This window comes from Octadecabacter temperatus, from assembly GCF_001187845.1.
GTDB classification, from domain to species: Bacteria; Pseudomonadota; Alphaproteobacteria; order Rhodobacterales; family Rhodobacteraceae; genus Octadecabacter; species Octadecabacter temperatus.
This window is the reverse complement of sequence record NZ_CP012160.1, coordinates 2,948,875-2,968,961: the sequence shown is the minus strand read 5'-3', so window position 1 is coordinate 2,968,961 and position 20,087 is coordinate 2,948,875. Positions and strand designations below refer to the sequence as shown.

The 20,087-nt window shown below is 54.6% G+C and carries 19 protein-coding genes; 11 read left to right on the top strand and 8 right to left on the bottom strand.

What is annotated here, in order from left to right; translation table 11 throughout:
• Positions 1-258: 258 nt before the first annotated feature.
• Positions 259-585 carry a heat shock protein HspQ gene (gene hspQ / locus OSB_RS14915; RefSeq protein ID WP_049835731.1) on the top strand — a complete coding sequence of 109 codons (327 nt, stop codon included), beginning with the start codon at positions 259-261 and terminating at the stop codon, positions 583-585.
• A 4-nt stretch (positions 586-589) separates the two neighbouring features.
• On the opposite strand, the gene OSB_RS14910 is transcribed toward hspQ, so the two are convergent.
• On the bottom strand, positions 590-787 hold the full coding sequence (locus tag OSB_RS14910; RefSeq protein WP_234967420.1) for a hypothetical protein: 198 nt from the start codon (positions 785-787) through the stop codon (positions 590-592).
• Position 788: 1 nt separating this feature from the next.
• Positions 789-2,366 carry a gamma-glutamyltransferase family protein gene (locus OSB_RS14905; protein ID WP_049835730.1) on the bottom strand — a complete coding sequence of 526 codons (1,578 nt, stop codon included), beginning with the start codon at positions 2,364-2,366 and terminating at the stop codon, positions 789-791.
• A gap of 316 nt (positions 2,367-2,682) precedes the next feature.
• Here OSB_RS14905 and OSB_RS14900 point away from each other — a divergent pair, with 316 nt between their 5' ends.
• The 9 genes from OSB_RS14900 to OSB_RS14860 all read left to right on the top strand — a co-directional run bounded on the left by OSB_RS14900 (position 2,683) and on the right by OSB_RS14860 (position 12,156).
• Positions 2,683-3,144 carry a GAF domain-containing protein gene (locus tag OSB_RS14900; RefSeq protein WP_049835729.1) on the top strand — a complete coding sequence of 154 codons (462 nt, stop codon included), beginning with the start codon at positions 2,683-2,685 and terminating at the stop codon, positions 3,142-3,144.
• Between the two features lie 63 nt (positions 3,145-3,207).
• On the top strand, positions 3,208-3,777 hold the full coding sequence (locus OSB_RS14895; protein WP_049835728.1) for a helix-turn-helix domain-containing protein: 570 nt from the start codon (positions 3,208-3,210) through the stop codon (positions 3,775-3,777).
• 1 nt (position 3,778) lies between these two features.
• The gene (locus OSB_RS14890; protein ID WP_049835727.1) at positions 3,779-4,399 is read left to right on the top strand and encodes a LysE family translocator; all 621 of its coding nucleotides are present in this window, start codon (positions 3,779-3,781) and stop codon (positions 4,397-4,399) included.
• Between the two features lies 1 nt (position 4,400).
• Positions 4,401-4,775 carry a GFA family protein gene (locus OSB_RS14885; protein ID WP_049835726.1) on the top strand — a complete coding sequence of 125 codons (375 nt, stop codon included), beginning with the start codon at positions 4,401-4,403 and terminating at the stop codon, positions 4,773-4,775.
• A gap of 2 nt (positions 4,776-4,777) precedes the next feature.
• Positions 4,778-7,228: a GcvT family protein gene (locus tag OSB_RS14880; RefSeq protein WP_049835725.1), complete on the top strand. Its 2,451-nt coding sequence runs from the start codon at positions 4,778-4,780 to the stop codon at positions 7,226-7,228.
• Complete coding sequence (locus OSB_RS14875) at positions 7,225-8,103, top strand: homocysteine S-methyltransferase family protein (RefSeq protein WP_049835724.1); 879 nt, start codon at positions 7,225-7,227, stop codon at positions 8,101-8,103. Before OSB_RS14880 ends, OSB_RS14875 begins: the two co-directional genes overlap by 4 nt.
• 12 nt (positions 8,104-8,115) lie before the next feature.
• Complete coding sequence (locus OSB_RS14870; RefSeq protein ID WP_049835723.1) at positions 8,116-10,554, top strand: GcvT family protein; 2,439 nt, start codon at positions 8,116-8,118, stop codon at positions 10,552-10,554.
• Between the two features lie 70 nt (positions 10,555-10,624).
• A complete protein-coding gene (gene rarD / locus OSB_RS14865) occupies positions 10,625-11,512 on the top strand; it encodes an EamA family transporter RarD (RefSeq protein ID WP_049835722.1) in 888 nt (295 codons plus the stop codon).
• Positions 11,509-12,156, top strand: coding sequence for an RluA family pseudouridine synthase (locus OSB_RS14860; RefSeq protein WP_049835721.1), 648 nt, complete (start codon positions 11,509-11,511; stop codon positions 12,154-12,156). Before rarD ends, OSB_RS14860 begins: the two co-directional genes overlap by 4 nt.
• On the opposite strand, the gene OSB_RS14855 is transcribed toward OSB_RS14860, so the two are convergent.
• A complete protein-coding gene (locus tag OSB_RS14855) occupies positions 12,153-13,166 on the bottom strand; it encodes a serine/threonine protein kinase (protein ID WP_049835720.1) in 1,014 nt (337 codons plus the stop codon). The genes OSB_RS14860 and OSB_RS14855 overlap by 4 nt on opposite strands.
• A gap of 176 nt (positions 13,167-13,342) precedes the next feature.
• Here OSB_RS14855 and OSB_RS14850 point away from each other — a divergent pair, with 176 nt between their 5' ends.
• On the top strand, positions 13,343-13,996 hold the full coding sequence (locus tag OSB_RS14850) for a peroxiredoxin (protein WP_049835719.1): 654 nt from the start codon (positions 13,343-13,345) through the stop codon (positions 13,994-13,996).
• Between the two features lie 70 nt (positions 13,997-14,066).
• Here OSB_RS14850 and aqpZ read toward each other — a convergent pair whose 3' ends face one another.
• The 5 genes from aqpZ to OSB_RS14825 form a co-directional block, all read right to left on the bottom strand.
• Positions 14,067-14,744: an aquaporin Z gene (gene aqpZ, locus OSB_RS14845; RefSeq protein ID WP_049835718.1), complete on the bottom strand. Its 678-nt coding sequence runs from the start codon at positions 14,742-14,744 to the stop codon at positions 14,067-14,069.
• Positions 14,745-14,891: 147 nt separating this feature from the next.
• Positions 14,892-15,446, bottom strand: coding sequence for a L,D-transpeptidase (locus OSB_RS14840; RefSeq protein ID WP_049836202.1), 555 nt, complete (start codon positions 15,444-15,446; stop codon positions 14,892-14,894).
• A gap of 162 nt (positions 15,447-15,608) precedes the next feature.
• A complete protein-coding gene (pnp, locus tag OSB_RS14835; protein WP_049835717.1) occupies positions 15,609-17,741 on the bottom strand; it encodes a polyribonucleotide nucleotidyltransferase in 2,133 nt (710 codons plus the stop codon).
• A 190-nt stretch (positions 17,742-17,931) separates the two neighbouring features.
• Positions 17,932-18,900, bottom strand: coding sequence for a YHYH protein (locus tag OSB_RS14830; protein WP_074202287.1), 969 nt, complete (start codon positions 18,898-18,900; stop codon positions 17,932-17,934).
• 84 nt (positions 18,901-18,984) lie between these two features.
• Positions 18,985-20,079, bottom strand: a complete 1,095-nt coding sequence (locus OSB_RS14825; protein WP_049835716.1) for a THUMP domain-containing class I SAM-dependent RNA methyltransferase — start codon at positions 20,077-20,079, stop codon at positions 18,985-18,987.
• Between the last annotated feature and the right edge of the window lie 8 nt (positions 20,080-20,087).

Genomic DNA, 20,087 nt, shown 5'->3' with positions numbered 1-20,087 from the left:
AAGTTGCGCATCGCTTGGGGTTGGCGAAAAGACACTAGAATTCGAAGCAAAGCACCTCGAATATTGATGCAAATTCAATAGGGTAATTGTTCTTTAACCTCAGCAAGGCCAACCTTGCGAGAGACGAACGAAACATCTACGTGACGGTTTCCAATTCGCTTTGGGTTAGGAGCACAGTTTGTTTCCTAATTTTTTGCCGTGTTTGCATGGACATAAGTGGGTTTGTTTGACTAATAACCCTTAAGGGGCCGTAAAACTATGCTGAGAACTCGCGCGAAATATTACTTGGGCCAAGTGGTCCGCCATCGGAAGCATCCCTTCCGTGGTGTGGTTTTTGACGTGGACGCAATGTTTACCAATACTGAAGAATGGTACGAAGCCATTCCAGAAGAAGCGCGCCCTGCCAAGGACCAACCATTTTACCACCTGTTGGCGGAAAATGATCAGTCCCATTACGTCGCCTATGTTTCTGAGCAGAACTTGGTCGCCGATTATTCCGGCCAGCCAGTGGATCACCCTGATCTAGATGATCTGTTTGGCCCGTTTGAGGACGGCCAATACCCGCTGCATTTCCAGCTGAACTAAGCGGTCAGGGCTTTTTCGCCCAAAAGAACAAAATTCCACCTAATGAGAAAAGTGCGGCGTAAACTGCGACGCTTAATGTTGCGTCTTCGCATTGAATGCCGGGGCAGCGCGACAGCGCGTCTGACACAGCGACACCGCAAAGCAGCCCGCCGGCGAGCATAAACGCCAGACCGAACGTGCGGGCCAGACGTTTCTTGAGCATGTTAGTATCCAAGGGCGATGCCATCCTTGCGCGGGTCTGATGCGCCCTCCAGTAGGCCGTCTTGATGTACTTTGATCGCTTGCGCGCCACCAATTGGAGAGTCCGCGCGTTTGACGATATGCCCCAAATCCGCGAGGTCTTGCGCGACTTTATCGCTATATCCGGTTTCGACCGTCAGACCGCCATGCTCTGCAAAGCAGCGTGGTGCATCAATGGCGGTTTGTGCATCCATGCCAAAGTCTTCCATGTTCGTCAGAAATCGAGCGTGGCCACAGGGTTGATAGGCGCCGCCCATCACGCCAAACGGCATTTCAATTTTACCGTCGCGCTTGACCATTCCGGGGATGATGGTGTGCATTGGGCGCTTGCCGCCGCCGGCTTCATTCGGGTGGCCTTCTTCAAGGGTGAAACCTGCCGCGCGGTTCTGGAACAATATGCCAAACTTGTCGGATGCCATGCCGGACCCGAAGCTGTGGAAGATTGAGTAGATCATCGACACGCACATGCGGTCTTTGTCGACGACGGTGATGTAAACGGTGTCTTTGTGCACGGCCTCGGCGGTTGGTAAATATGGGTCTAGGGCTTTGTTAGGGTCGATAAGGCCCGCTAGTTTTTCTGCCGTTGCCGCGCTCAGCATGTGATCAAGCCGCGCGGTGTGGTCTGGGTCTGCGATAACGCGGTTGCGGGTGTCATAGGCCAGCTTGGCGGCCTCGGCTTCAAGGTGGGCGCGTTGGGTACCCATTGGATCCAGCCCTGCGATATCGAAATGCTTGAGGATATTGAGCATCAAAATGGCGGTTGCGCCTTGGCCATTGGGCGGGTGCTCAACCAGTTCGATGTCTTTGTAGGTACCGCTGACAGGTGCCGTATAATCGGAGCGGACATTTGCGAAATCCTCAAGTGTATGGGTGCCACCAGCTGCGTTCAGGGACTTCACCATGTCTTCAGCGACTTCGCCCTCATAGAAGCCAGCGCGTCCATCCATTGAAACGCGGCGCAAGACCTCTGCCTGCATCGGAGAGCGGAAGATCTGACCGGTGGTAAGGGGTTTATCCTGTGCCATGTAATGCGTTCGGCCAGCACCGTGCAGTGTGCTGCCGGACTGGGCATAATCAAACGCCACCTTCGGCGCGACGGGCACGCCAGCATCTGCATAGTAAATTGCTGGGGCGAGGGCCGCTTTCAAGCCGAGTTTGCCGTAGTCTTTGGAAAGACGAATAAAGCCGTCCATCGCACCGGGGAGACTGATTGCGTGTACCGATTCCAGCGGCAAAACGTCCATGCCTTGCGCCCGCAATTTCGCAGCTTCTAACGCAGCTGGTGCGCGACCTGACGCGTTTAACGCAAGAACCTCGTCCGATCCTGCCTCATTGAACAAACAAAATGCATCGCCACCTATTCCGGTAGACTGTGGTTCGCAGATGCCAAGCAAAACCGCGCCAGCAATGGCCGCGTCCATCGCGTTACCGCCTGCCTCGAGGATTTGGACCGCTACTTTAGCTGCTAAAGGGTGCGACGTGGCGCAGATGCCGTTTTGTGCAAAGACAGTGGACCGTCCGGGTTGTTGGAAATCGCGCATGATGCCTCCGTTGATTTCAGGAGACCGTAGCAGCATGTCAGGTGGGGGAAAGGCTTTGCGCACGAAAATTGAGCCGCATAGTCCTCGACGTCCCGCACTGGGTGGGGGCTGTTACACGTGACGCCGAGGTGAGCCTATGCAGCTACAGGGAACTGTTTGACCGTGGATTCGGGTGACGGTGGGGAAACTTTAGGGCGGTTTTATGGTTTTTCATACTTAACGCCGCAGTGTAGATGTTCGCGACACTGGCAGCACAGGGCTCCAGATTTCGTGGTGCGAAAGCATCCCATTTCTACCGTTTATTATTGAGGTCACGATGCCCGATTACCAAACACTCGCACAGACCATCCGAAGCCTAACTGACGGTGAGGGTGATGTGGTTTCACTCATGGCAACGATTGCCTGTGAGGTTCACCATTTTGATGATCGTTTCGATTGGACGGGTTTTTACCGTGTAACAGGACCGGAAATGCTCAAAATCGGGCCGTATCAGGGTGGGCATGGATGTTTGCAGATTCCATTTTCGCGCGGAGTGTGTGGTGCAGCTGCGCGAACTGGAGAAGTGCAACTGGTGGAAGATGTCGACGCATTTGAGGGGCACATAGCCTGTGCCAGCTCAACGCGATCCGAGCTGGTGATTCCTGTATTTACTGGGGCGGGGGCATTGCTTGGTGTTTTTGACATCGACAGCAATCAACCAGACGCGTTTGATCAAGCGGATGCAGATGCGTTGGTCGCGATTTTGGCGGAAGTTTTCAAAGATTGCATAATGGCGTGAAAAAATCCTTTGAATTTTCATGAAGTCGTGTCACGACTCTCATGAACGAGGAGATTTTTCACAGTGATTCACGACCTGCCAACAGAAAGCAGCACGCTCGGCGCTGATATTCGCGCGTTGCGAAAGGCGCGAGGTTTAACGCTGGCGGACCTTGGGCTTATTTTGGATCGGTCGGTCGGTTGGCTTAGCCAAGTCGAGCGAGGTCTTTCGGAGCCTTCAATTACCGATCTGCGCGGTTTGGCGAAGGCGCTCGATGTGTCTGTTTCTAGCTTGTTCCGATCAGAGGCGCCCGAAAACGAACAAGGCATGATCGTGCGTGCGACAGGGCGACGTCCAATTGGATCACGCTCTGCTGGGTTGGTGGAAGAACTGCTTTCGCCAGACCTGACGGATGATTTCGAAGTGCTGCATTCAACATTCGAACCGGGTGCGGAAATCACGGAAACAGTGACGCGACCAACGCAAGAGGTTGGTTATATCGTGTCGGGCAAACTTGATCTTTGGATTGCTGGAAAGACTTTTTCACTGAACGCGGGCGACAGCTTTCGTGTTCGGGGCGAACCATTCCGCTGGATGAACCCCCACTCTCAGCCATGTATTGCGATCTGGGTTATCGCGCCTCCGGTGTATTGATATGACGTTTGAAGCTTGGAGCATATTCGCATTGTTCTGGGTGGTGTTTGTCACGACGCCTGGGCCGAATGCCGTGAATTGTATTTCAAACGGAATGACGCGCGGGTTCGTGCGATCTTTGCCTGCGGTTGCTGCGATCCTGACGCAAGCCTCGCTGTTTTTGGCGTTATCCGCATTTGGTGTGACGGCCCTACTGGCTGCGTCTGAAACTGCGTTCTCGGTCGCAAAGCTGATCGGGGCAGGTTTTTTGATCTATCTAGGGGTACGTGGCTGGATCACGGCCACGCGCCCTGTCGTTGAGAAGGATGTTCAGGCAGGCAGTATCTATTGGCGTGCACTGGCGATTGCGGTGATCAATCCTAAAAGCGTTGCTGGATACCTCGCGGCGTTCAGTCAGTTTGTTCAACCTAACGTGCCGATTGATGCGCAGATGTGGGCCATTGTTCCAACGGCTCTGACGCTGACGGCCTGTAGTTATCTAACCTACACCGCACTCGGCGCAGGCTTAGGGCGTGCGGCGATGGGGGCTGTTTTCAACGTTTGGTTTCGCCGCGTGATGGCGGTGTGTTTCATCGTTTACGGCGTGCTGCTCGGCACGTCCCAGCCTGTAAGGAGTGCATGACATGCTAAAAGGAAGCTGCAACTGCGGTGCCGTTTCATTCACCGTCAAAGACGGCGGCCAAAGCGTTTCCGCCTGTCACTGTGGGCAATGTCGCAAACAGTCAGGCCACCATTGGGCATCAGGTTATTCGCAAGTTGAGAATTTCACCATTGAAGGCGAAGTGCGTTGGTTTGAAGCCAGCGCAACGGCCAAACGCGGGTTTTGCCCGACGTGCGGCTGCTTTTTGTTTTGGAAAGCACATGACGAAGACGCCATGAGCTTTTCGCTCGGCGTGATTGACGGCCCGACCGGGCTGAAACTGCAGAAACACATCTTTGTTGCTGACAAAGGCGATTATTACGACATCGCGGACGACGTGCCGCACAGGGAGCACTAACAATGGCAGATTTTCCAACTACAGCCCGAGTGGTCATCATTGGTGGCGGCGTAATCGGCACATCGACACTGTTTCACCTTGCACGTGCGGGTTGGACAGATTGTGTGTTGCTCGAGAAGAATGAACTGACAGCGGGTTCTACGTGGCATGCGGCAGGTAACTGCCCGAACTTTGCGGCCAATTGGGCGGTGATGAACATGCAACGCTACGGGCTTGAGCTGTACCGCGGGCTAGGTGAGTTGGTCGATTATCCGATGAACTACCATGTCACCGGATCGTTGCGTTTGGCGCATTCCAAGGAACGGATGCAGGAGTTCGAAAAGGTTGCTGGTCAGGCTCTTTATCAAGGTCTTGAAATGCCGATCATGACCAACGACGAGATGAAAGCGCTTCATCCGTTTCTTGAAACCCACGACCTTGCGGGCGGCATGCATGATCCGTTGGACGGTGACATTGACCCTGCGCAGCTGACGCAAGCCTTGGCAAAAGGTGCGCGCGAAGCAGGGGCCCATATTGAGCGTTTCTGCCCTGTGACTGGTATTGATCGGGACGGTGATGAATGGATCGTAAAGACCGACAAGGGTGAGATCCGCGCGGAGTTTGTCGTCAACTGTGCCGGCTATTACGCGCAGCGCGTTGGTGAGATGTTCAAACCATTTGGTGGACGTACGGTGCCGATGGTCGTGATGAGCCACCAATACTTCCTGACGGGTCAGTTGCCGGAACTGGAAGCATGGACCAAAGAGAAAGGCCATAAGCTGCCGCTTTTGCGGGATGTCGATATTTCCTATTACCTGCGGCAGGATAAGAACGGGCTGAACCTTGGTCCTTACGAGCGGAACTGCAAGGCGCATTGGGTTACGCCTGATGATCCTATGCCGGAAGATTTCAGCTTCCAGCTTTACCCTGACGACCTTGAGCGGCTTGAATATTATATCGAAGATGCGATGGCACGGGTGCCGCTGCTTGGCGAAGGTGGCGTGGAGCGCAACATTAACGGTCCGATCCCCTATGCGCCCGATGGGTTGCCAATGATTGGGCCAATGCCTGGCGTGAAGAACGCATTTGAAGGGCATTCTTTCACCTTCGGAATCGCCCAAGGTGGTGGCGCAGGTAAGGTGCTGTCTGAATGGATCATGCACGGGGAAACCGAGTTGGATATGTGGTCCGTCGATCCACGCCGCTACACGGACTATACAGACCACGACCATTGTCTGGCCGTTGCGATGGAAACATATGGCCACGAATATGCGATGCATTTCCCGCACCACGAGTGGCCAGCAGGCCGCGATAAGAAACACTCGACGTTGCATTCGCGTTTGCAAGATGCAGGCGCGCAGTTCGGGTCCTATAACGGTTGGGAACGCGCCAATTGGTTCGCCAAGGCCGGTGAAGACACGTCCGAAGAGTCGACGCAAACGTGGGATCGTAATGGCCCGTGGGAAGTCGCGATTAAGCGTGAAGTTGAGGCCGTTACGACCGGTTGCGGCATGCTGCCGATCACGGGCTTTAGCCGTATAAAAGTCGAGGGCGAAGGCGCCAAAGACTTCGTTGATGGTTTGACGGCATCCCGTCTGCCGAACCCAGATCGTGTGACGCTTGCGTATTTCCCAGACAGCCGCGGGCGTATCCTGACAGAGACATCTGTGATGGTGCATTCAGACACGGATGTTGGTTTGATTACCGCTGCGACCGCGCAATGGCACGATCTCGAAATTTTCTCACGCCAAGCGCCTGAGGGAATTTCAGTGACGGATCACACAACCGAGGTTGAATGCCTGCTCGTGACTGGTCCGAAGGCACGCGACATTCTTGCGCCACTGGTTGAAGGGCATGACCTGAGCAAACCTTGGTTGAGTGTGAGCATGGACGGCAAAGTTGCCGGACAAGATGCGGCTTTGATCCGCGTGTCCTTTGCGGGTGAACTCGGCTGGGAAATTCATGCAGCACCTGATGCAATGCCTGCGATTTGGGGTGCGTTGGCGGGTGCGGGTGTGACCCCGTTTGGGATGTATGCGCTGAATTCCATGCGTTTGGAAAAAGGCTACCGCGCTTGGAAGGGTGATCTGTCCACTGATTACTCGCTTCTTGAAGGCGGCCTTGATCGGTTCATCAAGTTTGACAAAGACGCTGACTTCCCCGGGAAAGCCGCGCTGCTTGCTGAGAAACAAGCGGGCCGCAAGAAGGGTTTTGTGACGATGGTCATGGACGCCGGAGATGCAGATGCGCCTTACATGGCTCCTGTTTGGCACAACGGCGAAATCGTCGGTGAGGTCACGTCCTGTGGGATGGGATACCGTACCGGAAAATGTGTCGCGCTGGGCATGGTGCGGGCTGACGTGTTGGCAGTCGGAACCGAGCTTGAGATCGATGTCTATGGCAAGCGCCAGAAAGCTATCGTTCAAGAAGACGAACCGATGTTTGATCCTAAGAATGAACGGATCCGCGCATGACGAAGATAACGCTTCTTGATGGCGGTATGGGCCAAGAACTTGTGCATCGCGCAGGGGACCGACCAACGCCGCTTTGGTCGACGCAGATCATGATTGATCATCCCGGTTTGGTCGAAGAGGTCCATCGCGATTTTTGTGCCGCAGGTGCGACGATCGCGACGACCAATAGCTATGCCATTCATCGTGATCGTCTTGAGGGCACAGGGTTAGAGGATAAGTTTGCTGATCTTCACGGGAAGGCCGTTCAAGAAGCCAAGCAAAGTGGTGCTAAGCGAATTGCGGGATCTATCGGGCCGCTGGGTGCGAGCTATCGTGCCGACGTGGTGCCACCCCATGATGAGGCCGTTCGCAAGTATGATGAAGTTGTTTCCTTGCTTGCGCCGCATGTAGATTTCATCATCTGTGAAACGGTGGTTTCTATTGCGAGTGCGAAAGCAAACCTTGAAGCAGCGCTGCAGTCAGGCAAGCCGGTATGGATCGCGTTTTCTGTCAATGACAGTGACGGAACGCTATTGCGATCCGGTGAACCATTGGCAGATGCAATCGCTGAGTGTGATGGAGCCGAGGCCATTTTGGTAAACTGTTCCGCACCCGAAGCAATTCCGGCCGCGCTGGAGGTTTTGGCGGCGTCAGGAAAGCCATACGGCGCGTATGCCAATGGTTTTGAGATGATCACCGAGGGCTTTCTTAGCGACAAGCCAACCGTGGATGCCCTGTCCAAACGTCGTGATTTTACACCCGAACTTTATGCAGACCACGCGATGACATGGGTCGAGCAGGGCGCGACCATCATCGGCGGTTGTTGCGAAGTCAGCCCCAAGCATATTTCCGAAGTTGCCAGCCGCCTAAGGGCAGCCGGACACGAGATCGTTTAAAGGAGCCGTTTGATGGCTGATCTTCCAAACAAAGCGCGCGTTGTTATTATTGGTGGCGGGGTCATCGGCTGTTCGGTGGCTTACCATTTGACGAAACTGGGTTGGAAAGACGTCGTGTTGTTGGAGCGCAAACAGCTGACATCTGGCACAACATGGCATGCGGCCGGTCTTATTGCGCAGCTTCGAGCGACGCAGAATATGACCAAACTCGCGAAGTACAGCCAAGAACTTTACGGTGACTTAGAGACTGAAACTGGTGTCGCGACGGGTTTTAAACGCTGCGGGTCGATCACCGTTGCGCTGACGGATGAGCGCAAGGAAGAGATTTACCGTCAAGCATCGATGGCGCGGTCTTTCGGTGTCGTTGTCGAAGAGATTTCACCAAATGAGGTGAAGGCGAAATACGAGCATTTGAATATCGATGGTGTCGTTGGTGGCGTCTATCTGCCGCTGGACGGGCAAGGCGACCCAGCCAATATCGCACTGGCATTGGCCAAGGGTGCACGGCAGCGCGGTGCGGTTGTGAAAGAGCGTGTTAAGGCAACTGGTGTTGTGCGCGATGGTCGCCGCATCACGGGCGTGAACTGGGAAGACGAAAACGGCCAAGGCACGATTGAGTGTGAGCACGTCGTCAACTGTGCCGGCATGTGGGGCCGCGAAGTCGGTCAGATGCTTGGCACGAACGTACCACTTCAAGCCTGCGAGCATTTCTACATCGTCACTGAGGCAATTCAGGGTCTAACTCAGATGCCCGTTCTGCGCGTGCCGGATGAATGCGCCTATTACAAAGAAGACGCCGGAAAGATGCTTTTGGGTGCGTTTGAGCCTGTTTCGAAACCTTGGGGGCCGATCCCCAATGATTTTGAATTTGATCAGCTGCCTGAGGATTTCGACCATTTCGAGCCAATCCTTGAGGCTGCTGTCGAACGGCTGCCGATGCTCGCGGATGCGGGGATTCACACGTTCTTTAATGGACCTGAATCCTTTACGCCGGATGATGCGTATCACCTTGGTCTCGCGCCAGAGATGGACAATGTTTGGGTCGCGGCGGGCTTTAACTCGATCGGTATTCAGTCCGCGGGTGGTGCTGGCATGGCGCTGGCGCAGTGGATGGATGACGGCGCGAAACCGTTTGATTTGGGCGATGTCGATATCAGCCGTATGCAGCCGTTCATGGGGAATAAGACGTTCCTAATGGAACGTTCGAAAGAGACGCTTGGTCTGCTTTATGCGGACCATTTCCCTTACCGCCAAAAGGCCACAGCACGCGGTATTCGCCGCACGCCGTTCCATTCACATTTGTTGCAAAATGGCGCGGTGATGGGTGAGCTTTCTGGTTGGGAACGTGCCAACTGGTTCGCGAATGACGGACAAACGCCGGAGTATGAATATTCATGGCAGCGACAGAACTTCTTCGACAACGTTGCCGCCGAACATAAGGCCGTGCGCGAAAACGTGGGCATGTATGATATGTCATCTTTCGGCAAGATTAGGGTCGAAGGACGCGATGCCGAAGCGTTCATGAACTATGTGGGTGGCGGTGATTATTCCGTTCCGATTGGCAAGATTGTCTACACGCAGTTTTTAAATGATCGCGCAGGTATTGAGGCGGATGTGACCGTCACCCGCCTGTCTGAAACTGCGTATCTTGTGGTCACGCCCGCGGCGACGCGATTGGCCGATCAAGTTTGGATGGAGCGCAACGTCGGCGATTTCAACGTGGTCATCACAGACGTGACTGCGGGCGAGGGTGTATTGGCTGTCATGGGGCCAAATAGCCGCAAATTGCTGCAGGCTGTTTCACCAGCGGATTTCAGCAATGATGTGAACCCGTTTGGTACAGCGCAAGAAGTTGAGATCGGCATGGGCATGGCCCGTGTGCATCGCGTGACTTACGTCGGTGAGCTTGGCTGGGAAGTCTACGTGTCTGCCGATCAAGCGGGCCACGTGTTTGAAACGCTGCATGATGCGGGTCAGGATATGGACCTGAAATTGTGCGGCATGCACATGATGGACACCTGCCGCATCGAAAAGGGGTTCCGCCATTTTGGGCACGACATAACATGTGAAGATCATGTGATGGAGGCGGGTCTTGGATTTGCGGTGAAAAAGGACAAACCGAGTTTCATCGGGCGCGAGGCGGTGCTGGAGAAGCAAGAACAGGGTCTAAACATGCGGATGGTGCAGTTTAAGCTGATTGATGCCGAGCCGCTTTTGTATCACAACGAACCGATCTTGCGGGACGGAGAACAAGTCGGGTTTTTGACGTCTGGCGCTTATGGTCACTCCTTGGGTGGTGCGATGGGCCTTGGCTATGTGCCGTGCAAAGGTGAGAAACCTGTGGATGTTCTGGCCTCAACTTACGAGATCGATGTGATGGGTGTGAAGGTGAAGGCAGAGGCCTCGCTCAAGCCAATGTACGACCCAACATCAGCGCGCGTTAAAGTCTAATCACAAAATACGATAGCCCCGGGGCGGCACAGGCCTTGACCCGGGGTGCGTAAATCGTGCTGATGCACGTATGGCTAAACCCTCTCAAAATGAAGACACTTTACGCGGCTTTGGCTTTGCGTTTTCCGCCTATTTGCTTTGGGGGTTTCTACCACTTTACATGAAATGGCTGGCGCATGTTCCGGCCGTTGAAGTCGTGGCGCACCGCATACTTTGGTCGGTCCCTGTTGCAGGGCTGGTTTTGTTTCTGCTGGGGCGAACCAGTGATATCGGGCGCATTTTGAAAGACCCGCGCAGTCTTGCGATGGGTTGTCTGACTGCTGCATTGGTTTCAGTAAACTGGGGAGTTTACGTCTGGGCGATCTCGGTGGACCGCACATTGGATGCGGCATTGGGGTATTACATCAACCCATTGTTCTCAGTGTTCCTTGGGTCTGTGCTGTTGGGTGAGCGCCTAAAGCGCCTTCAGTGGGTCGCGGTGGCGATCGCAACGTCAGCGGTGGCGGTCTTGGCCTATGAAAACGGAAGTCTACCGTGGCCGGCGCTGGCCCTAACAACAACATGGGGCTTCTACGCCTATTTCAAACGTTCGCTACCGATTGGCCCGAACCAAGGGTTCTTGTTGGAAGTGTTGATCCTGACACCGTTTGCCGTCGGGTATCTGATCTGGCTTTGGATAAACGGGGGCGGACATTTCGTACCTGTATCGGTTGATATGTGGCTGCTTATGGGGTGCGGAATTGTGACTGCGGTTCCATTGATGCTCTATGCGAATGGCGCAAAGGGGCTACGGCTAACGACGATCGGGATCATGCAATACATTGCGCCCACGATGATCATGCTCGTCGCGCTTTTCGTATTCAAAGAACCTTTTGGGCATGCACGCGCAATTGCGTTCCCAATGATCTGGGCCGCATTGGGCCTTTATACGTATTCCATGTTCCGGTCCCGCAAATGAGCAGTGAATACAATCCACCGAGCGATCCACTTGATGTGATCCACGCGGATCATGAAATCCTGATCGTGAACAAGCCGAGCGGTCTACTGTCTGTTCCAGGGAAGGGCCCGCATTTGGCGGATTGCCTGATTGCCCGCGTCCAAGAGGCGTTTCCACAGGCTTTGCTGATCCATCGTTTGGATCGCGACACGAGTGGTGTGATGGTCTTTGCCTTGACGCCCCACGCGCAGCGCCACATCGGGCAGCAGTTTGAAAAGCGCATGACCAAGAAAACCTACGTTGCCCGCGTTTGGGGCACTTTAGAGCCTAAAACTGGGACCGTAGATTTGCCGCTTATTGTCGATTGGGAAAATCGCCCGCGCCAAAAGGTATGCCATGAAACGGGCAAGGCCGCGCAGACCGATTGGAAGGTTATACGCAGTGATGGTGTCGAAAGCCGTGTGCGGATGATGCCGAAAACCGGTCGTTCCCATCAGCTTCGCGTTCATATGCTAAGCCTTGGGCATCCGATCCTAGGTGATCCGTTTTACGCGACGGGTGAAGCGCTGAACTATGAACGCCTCATGCTGCATTCCGAGGAATTGCGCCTGCGCCATCCTGACGGTGGAGAGGGTGTGCGGTTCCGCGCGAAGGCGCCGTTCTAGACCCCTGCGAGTCGGCGATCTGTTAGGTTCAAACGACCAGCGACGATTGGGTCGGTAATGGCGCGAAGGTCTGGTTCTGCGTTCAGAACGATTTCCAGTTCATCCAAACGGTTCATCGCGATGAGTTCCAATACCTCCGTGCGCGGCAAGACCGCGACGGGTTGAATAAGTTCAACGCGGGTTTCTGAGATCAACGCACGGGCTTCGCTTGCAGATAGATCGGACTTCACAAACGCATAGATACCCATGCCTTTGGCGGGCAGGGCGAATGGGCTGAGGGATACGCCTTGAACGGCGTCATTTGCCAATAGGTCTGTGGTAATTGACGGGCCATCTTGGGCAATGCGGTTTCCGGTTCCCTCACCGTCTGACCAACTGAACAGCCCGCGTGTGATGGCATTGTATGCGCGTTTGCCCGTGGCCATCCAAATGCGGGTCGGTAGGGATTTACGTGCCAGCATTCTGTGCTCGGCAGGGGTGAGCAGCGCGGACGCATAACGGCGCTTTTGCTTTACCAAGTGGCGTAGGTCCTCGTAGCCCATCACGCGAAACAGCTTGCCACGGCGGCGATGCACGGAGGCGAGCTGAAAATCAATCACAGCGGCAGAACCGTCAGGCGCCATCAACCAGTTTTGTGGCTTGGCGAGGTCATTGTGCGTGACATTGCGTCGACGCATGTCGCGCAAAATACGTTTGGCGTCTTTATAGAATTCAGCTGTATCAGGCTTGGCGAGGTTCAGTGGAATACCCGCAGACCAGCTGCGCAGGATGCCCTCGTCGTCGACCCGGATTAGATCTGGCGTGCCCTCAATCCCAGTCACGACACGAAGCGAGCGGACCTCTTTGCGGGCAAGAAAGCTGGCGATGGGTTTTGCCCAGAACGGCACGCCGTCGAGTTTACGCAAAACCAGTTTGGCGTCCTTGGCCCCTTCAAGGTGGCCGGACACCGTCTCTGAGAACTCGTCACGTTTGTGAACGGTTGTGGGGATGAAGGGCGTGCGCGCGGACATGAAAGGTTCCTATCTGCGCGGCGATTGTCTGTCTAGGACCAGTCCGTAATCGGACTGTGGCTGGTTATCCAAACAGATGATTGGCACGAATGGTCGCAGAGTGACCCTTGGGTGCTGGAACTGTTCAATCACCGGACATATATGTCCATTGAATGTAATCAAGAAGGAGACCCGACATGGGCTTGCGTATCAACGACACGATTCCAAACATGACTGTTGAGACCGACCACGGCACGATCAACCTGCATGACTGGGTTGGCGATTCTTGGGCTGTATTGTTCAGCCACCCGAAAGATTTCACACCCGTTTGCACAACTGAATTCGGCGCTGTCGCGCAGCTTGCTGATGAATGGGAGGCACGTGGCACCAAAGTTCTGGGTATTTCCATTGATGGTGTTGAAGAGCACAAGAAATGGAAGACTGACATCGAAGCCGTTGGCGGCGCGAAGGCGAGTTTTCCGATTGTTGCTGACTCTGACTTGGTGATGGCGAAGGCGTTCGACATGTTGCCAGCCGAAGCCTACATGCCCGATGGCCGCACGCCTGCGGATTCCGCGACTGTGCGTTCCGTTTTTATCATTGGTCCAGACAAGCAGCTTAAGCTGTCCATGACATACCCGATGAACGTGGGCCGTAACTTCGCTGAAGTTTTGCGCGCGCTTGACGGTTTGCAAACAGCGGCGCGTGAAAACGTGGCGACACCCGCGAACTGGACTGTTGGTCAGGATGTTGTGGTTCCGGTTGCCGTGTCTGATGAGGACGCGATTGCCAAGTACGGCGCCATCGACACCAAGCTGCCGTACCTGCGGATGGCGAAGCTGCCGAAGTAAGGCCAGCTAACCGACATTAAAAAAGGCCCCGTCCAATTGGCGGGGCCTTTTGCGTTCTATGGGTGGTTGCTTATGCGTCGTCTGCGTCAAGCAAGCCGGATTTAAACAACAAGCCCGCTGCAACAGCACCGATGATAGGTGCCACGATGAACAACCAGAGCTGCGCGATCGCGGATCCGCCAGCAAACAGAGCTGGTCCGATGGAACGTGCAGGGTTTACGGAAACACCTGTCACGTTGATACCCACAAGGTGGATGACAACGAGTGTCAGACCAATCGCAAGGCCAGCCATAGCCGCTGGTGCGCCTTTGCCTGTCGCGCCGAGGATGACGACCATAAACAGGAACGTCGCTACAACTTCGAACACGAATGCCGATGTCATGTTATATTCGCCAAGGTAGCCTTCACCCCAGCCGTTCGCGCCCGTGCCGCCTGCGAAGTCCGCGCTGCCGGATGCGATGATGTATAGAACTGCCGAAGCCGCGATTGCGCCTGCGATTTGTGCAATGATGTATGGAATTGCTTCGCCAACGGTCATGCGACCAGCGGCGACTGCGCCCAAAGATACTGCTGGGTTGATGTGGCAACCGGATACAGCGCCGATGCCGTATGCCATGCCAATGAGTGCGAGGCCGAAGGCAAAACTGATGCCTGTGAAGCCGATTGCGTCGCCTGCAATGACTGCTGAACCGCAGCCCAGTAGGACGAGTGTGAAAGTGCCGATAAACTCAGCTAATGGTTTTTTCATGATGTTCCCTTTCCGTTATCTGCCCATTGTTTGAGCAGTTAATGGAGAGAATGAATCAAAATTGGACACTACACATAGGGGAAATTGCATAAAAAAGGCCCCATGCGAAATGCAGGGACCTTTTTGTCACGCCGGAATTAACAGCATTTAGTGCAGAACAGCACGCGTATTCAGTGGCACGCGGTTGTACAAATCCGAAATGTGGCTGTTCACCAAGCGCACGCAGCCATTTGAAACGGCGCTGCCGATTGTGCGGGGTGCGTTGGTGCCGTGGATGCGCAGGAACGTGTCGCGGTTGCCTTTGAACAGGTACAGTGCGCGGGCGCCAAGCGGGTTGTTGATGCCGCCTTCCATGCCATCAGCGTATTGCGCGTAGGATTCTGGGCTGCGTTCAATCATGTCTGGTGTCGGGGTCCAGCTTGGCCATTCTTTCTTGACCTGAATGATAAAATCACCGGATTCATAAAGACCCGCGCGGCCAATCCCAACAGAATACTCCATCGCAAGACCAGGGCTGAGCATGAAGTAGAGTTTGAAGCTACCCGGTTCTACGTGGACTTCGCCGGGGGCATAGTCGCGGTCAATACGTACGACGCGCGGCAATTGCTGTTCTGGGATCAGATAGCCCTGTGCGTTCGTTGAGGTGGCAGCAAGGCCAGCTGTAGCAGCGGCTGTGTTCAAGAAATGGCGGCGCGTGATCATCAGACTTCCCCAGAAATACATTAACTGTGGGTTGTATGCCCTGTGTTGGGGGTGGTCGGCAAGGTTCTGCTGATCACGACTAGGTCAGGGTTCCCATACCCATGAAACGCAAAAGGCCCCGATGTTTCCATCGGGACCCTTATTCGAAGTGTGATCGAAGACTTAGTCTTCTTTCTTCTCTTCTTTGATTTCTTCACCAGTTTCCTGATCAACAACCTTCATGGACAGGCGAACCTTGCCGCGGTCGTCAAAGCCCAGAAGCTTAACTTTAACTTCCTGACCTTCTTTCAGAACGTCAGATGGGTGGTTCAGGCGACGGTTTTCGATCTGAGAAACGTGCACAAGGCCGTCTTTCTTACCGAAGAAGTTCACGAATGCACCGAAGTCTACGATCTTCACAACAGTACCCGTGTAAACCATGCCCTCTTCAGGTTCAGCTACGATGGACCAGATCATGTCGTAGGCTTTCTTGATGGCTTCGCCGTTCGGGCTAGCGATCTTGATGATGCCTTCGTCGTTGATGTCGACCTTAGCGCCGGACACTTCAACGATTTCACGGATGACTTTACCGCCAGAACCGATCACTTCACGGATTTTGTCCGTTGGAACCTGCATCGTTTCGATGCGTGGTGCGTGCTCGGAGAACTCAGCCGCTGAGGACAGCGCTTTGTTCATTTCGCCAAGGATATGAACGCGGCCCGCTTTGGCTTGTGCCATCGCTTCTTTCATGATTGCTGGCGTGATGCCTGCGATCTTGATGTCCATCTGCAAGGATGTGATGCCGTTTTCCGTACCAGCAACCTTGAAGTCCATGTCGCCGAGGTGGTCTTCGTCACCCAAGATGTCGGACAGAATGGCGTACTTGCCATCGTCTTCCATGATCAGGCCCATCGCAACACCAGCAACTGGTGCTTTGAGTGGAACACCCGCGTCCATCATGGACAAGGAGCCACCACAAACGGACGCCATAGAAGACGAACCGTTGGATTCAGTGATCTCTGACACAACGCGAACGGTGTATGGGAAATCAGTTGCCGCAGGCAGAACCGCCTGAAGCGCACGCCAAGCGAGCTTACCGTGGCCGATTTCACGACGACCTGGAGGGCCGAAACGACCAACTTCACCAACAGAGTAAGGAGGGAAGTTATAGTGCAGCAGGAAGTTCGACTTATACATGCCCTGAAGGCTGTCGATCATCTGCTCGTCGTCGCCAGTACCCAATGTCGTTACAACAAGACCCTGTGTCTCGCCACGTGTGAACAATGCGGAACCGTGTGTACGTGGCAAAATGCCAGTTTCGGAAACGATGTCGCGGATTTCGTCAGTCTTACGACCATCGATACGCTTACCAGTCTTAACAACGTCACCACGCAGGATGGAAGCCTCAAGGCCTTTCATCGCGGAACCGAGGTTCTCGTCTTCGAGCTGCTCTTCGCTCAGCGCTTCTTTGATCGCTGTGCGTGCTTCGCCAACAGCCGTTGTGCGTTCCTGCTTGTCGGAAATCGCGAACGCTTTGCGCATCTGCTTTTCGCCAGCCTTGGCAACAGCCTTGGACAGGTCGGAATAGTCAGGTGCGGAAAAGTCGAACGGTGCTTTGGCTGAGTCTTCGGCCAGATCAATGATCAGGTCGATAACCGGCTGGATCTGCTCATGAGCGAATTCGATTGCACCGAGCATTTCGTCTTCAGAAAGTTCGTATGCTTCGGATTCAACCATCATCACGGCGTCTTTGGTGCCTGCAACAACAAGGTCCAAACGCTGCTCTGGGTTTTCACGCAGCTTGTGCATGTCGTCCATTTCAGGGTTCAGGATGTAATCGCCATCTTCAAAACCAACGCGGCAAGCAGCGATTGGGCCCATGAACGGCGCGCCAGAGATCGTCAGCGCAGCGGATGCCGCGATCATTGCAACCATGTCTGGGTCGTTAACGAGGTCGTGGGACAGAACAGTACAGATAACCAGTACTTCGTTCTTGAAACCATCAACGAACAGCGGGCGGATCGGACGGTCGATCAGGCGGGCTGTCAGTGTTTCTTTTTCTGTTGGGCGTGCTTCGCGCTTGAAGAAACCACCTGGAACTTTACCGGCGGCGTAATACTTTTCACCGTAGTGAACTGTCAGCGGGAAGAAATCTTGGCCCGGCTTTTGCTTCTTTGCGAACGTGACGTTCGCCATAACAGTTGTCTCGCCGTATGTCGCGATGACGGTGCCGTCTGCCTGACGCGCAACCTTACCTGTTTCCAGTGTCAGCGTTTCTTCGCCCCACTGGATGGATTTTTTAACTTCTTTAAACATTATCGTTTCCTATTTGAGGGCACCCTTGGGCGTTCCCAAGTCCCTCGTATCATTGGTGGCCCCATTGCCACCGACCCCTGATCCTTTTTGCATGCGCCGGAGTCATATGCGCATGTCTCAGATAAGTGGCGTTTACATGAGGGAGTAACGTTTGGGAAGCCTTGTGTTTTAAGGCTCCCCAAGGGGCGTCTTAGGGGCGTGCCGACGCATTGCAGGTCTGGCCGGGTTCTTCGGCGACACATCCTGTTTGGGCCGTTATACAGCCAAGGATCAGGTTCGCGCCTTCTTCGCCAGCGTGATAGTGATACCCGTCGCCTTGATCGTGGCCGTTACATTCGTCCAGAGTGGTCTCGGCCACACCGAGGTTGGCGCGAATGTCGTAACCGTCCATCGCAAGACCGATGATCGGCGCATCGCCTTCGTCAACTTGTGCCGTGGTTTCGAGGCAATCGGTCGCTGCGTGGTAATGGTAACCCACATGCAAATTCACGTGCCCGCCACAGTCATCGAAGGGTGCAACCGTGTAGGCACCAAGAATGGCATCAACAGGCGCTGGGCCATCAAGGCGCACGCCGTTGAAAGCGACGCCTGATCCGGTTTGGCTTGTGGGTGTCGGGTTGTCTTGTGCAATTGGTTCAAGCGGGATCGTGTACGTCACTGTCGCATCTTCATCCATGTAAGATGGTTCACACACAACGCAGAAGTTTTCGTACTCAGGACCAACGTTAGGGCGCGCGGCTGCGGCGCATTGCTCAATCGTGTCGGTGACCTTGATCTCACCCGTCTCCGGATCAACCATTTGCCATTTCGGATCATCGTAAACATCTGCCAATGAGGACATGAACGCGCCATCTGCATCGACAAACGCGCCTTCGACAAACCATTTGCCCGCCAATTCTGGCCCATCACTGACAGAAGTCGGACACCATGGACCGGGTTCGTAATCCTGCGGCTCGGCTTTCACGGTGATGGTGAAGCAGGTGGTTTCCGCACCGCCGGACAATGTGCAATCAACAAGTTCAGGCCCGCTGATGACGTTCGCGTTTTCGAACTGGTGGCTGATTTCGTGAAGGCGATCATCGGTGCTATCGGCGAAAGCAGGGGTTACGAAAGCACAGGCTAGTACTGCAGCTGTGAATGGATGATGTGAAATGGACATTGGAAGCTCCCGTTTGTGGCGTGCGTTTATGCGACGCATGATATCACAGATACTACGTAGCGGCCGTCGTTTTCCGTCGAACTTTTATAATGGGGCGGTTTGATACAGGCGCACCTTCATGCCACCGTGATCTACCACTGGCCCAACAGGCTTAAACGGCAACTTGGTTGCCTTGGCGAGGCTCGGTTCAGTGGTGATGATCCCAACACGCCAGCCTTTGAACTCAGCCAGCAGGCGTTCGCCAAAGGATGCGTATAGCCCGAACAGCGGTTTCTTATTTCCGATGCGCCCGCCGTAAGGCGGGTTGGCGATAACCAGACCTTTGTCTTCGCAAGGTGTTGTGATTTCAGAGATTGGCTTGACGGAAAATTCTGAAATGTCGCTTACGCCTGCGCGCTCGGCGTTGGCTTGGCTCATCGCAATCGCACCAGCATCTCGGTCAGACCCGTAGACATTGAATGCGGCGTCGCGCAGTGGGCTGCGCATAGCCTCATAGGTGTCTGGATCAAAATGCGGGAGGGATTGGAACGTGAAGGGCCGCGCCCGACCACAATCAAGACGCAGGGCGATTTCGGCTGCTTCAATCGGAAACGTGCCGGACCCGCACATGGGATCATAAAGCGGTTCTTTTCCGGTGAAGCCTGCCTCGCGTAGGAACAAAGACGCCATCGTTTCGCGCATCGGGGCTTTGTTTACCGCTTCTTTGTACCCGCGTTTGTGCAGGGCCTCGCCAGACGTATCGAGAGAAAACGTAACGATATCGCGGTCAATCCGAACGCGAATGTTGTAGTCAACCTCAATCTCGCCCGATGCAATGATGTAGCCGCTCAGCGAAAGCGCGGTTTCCACACGCTCCTTGGCGGCCCCGGCATGGTAAATTTTCGACTTATGGCATGTCGCCTCAACTTTGATTTCGGAACCGTGGGGCAAGATTTCAGCCCAGTCGAATTCTTTAGCGTTCAGTTCAAGTTGCGACAGGTAAAGCGCGCGAAATTCGGTGATGCGGGCCAAAACACGGTTTGCACCGCGCAGTTGCAAGTTAGCGCGCCAAACCTCTGGCCATTCACCGCGCAGCGTAACACCGCCTGCAATTACGGATGTGACCTTGAAGCCCTTTTCGCGGGCTTCAGTCGCGAGAAGGTCTTGCAGACCAGGGGCGGTGATGAGGAAAATGTCCATAGGTGAGA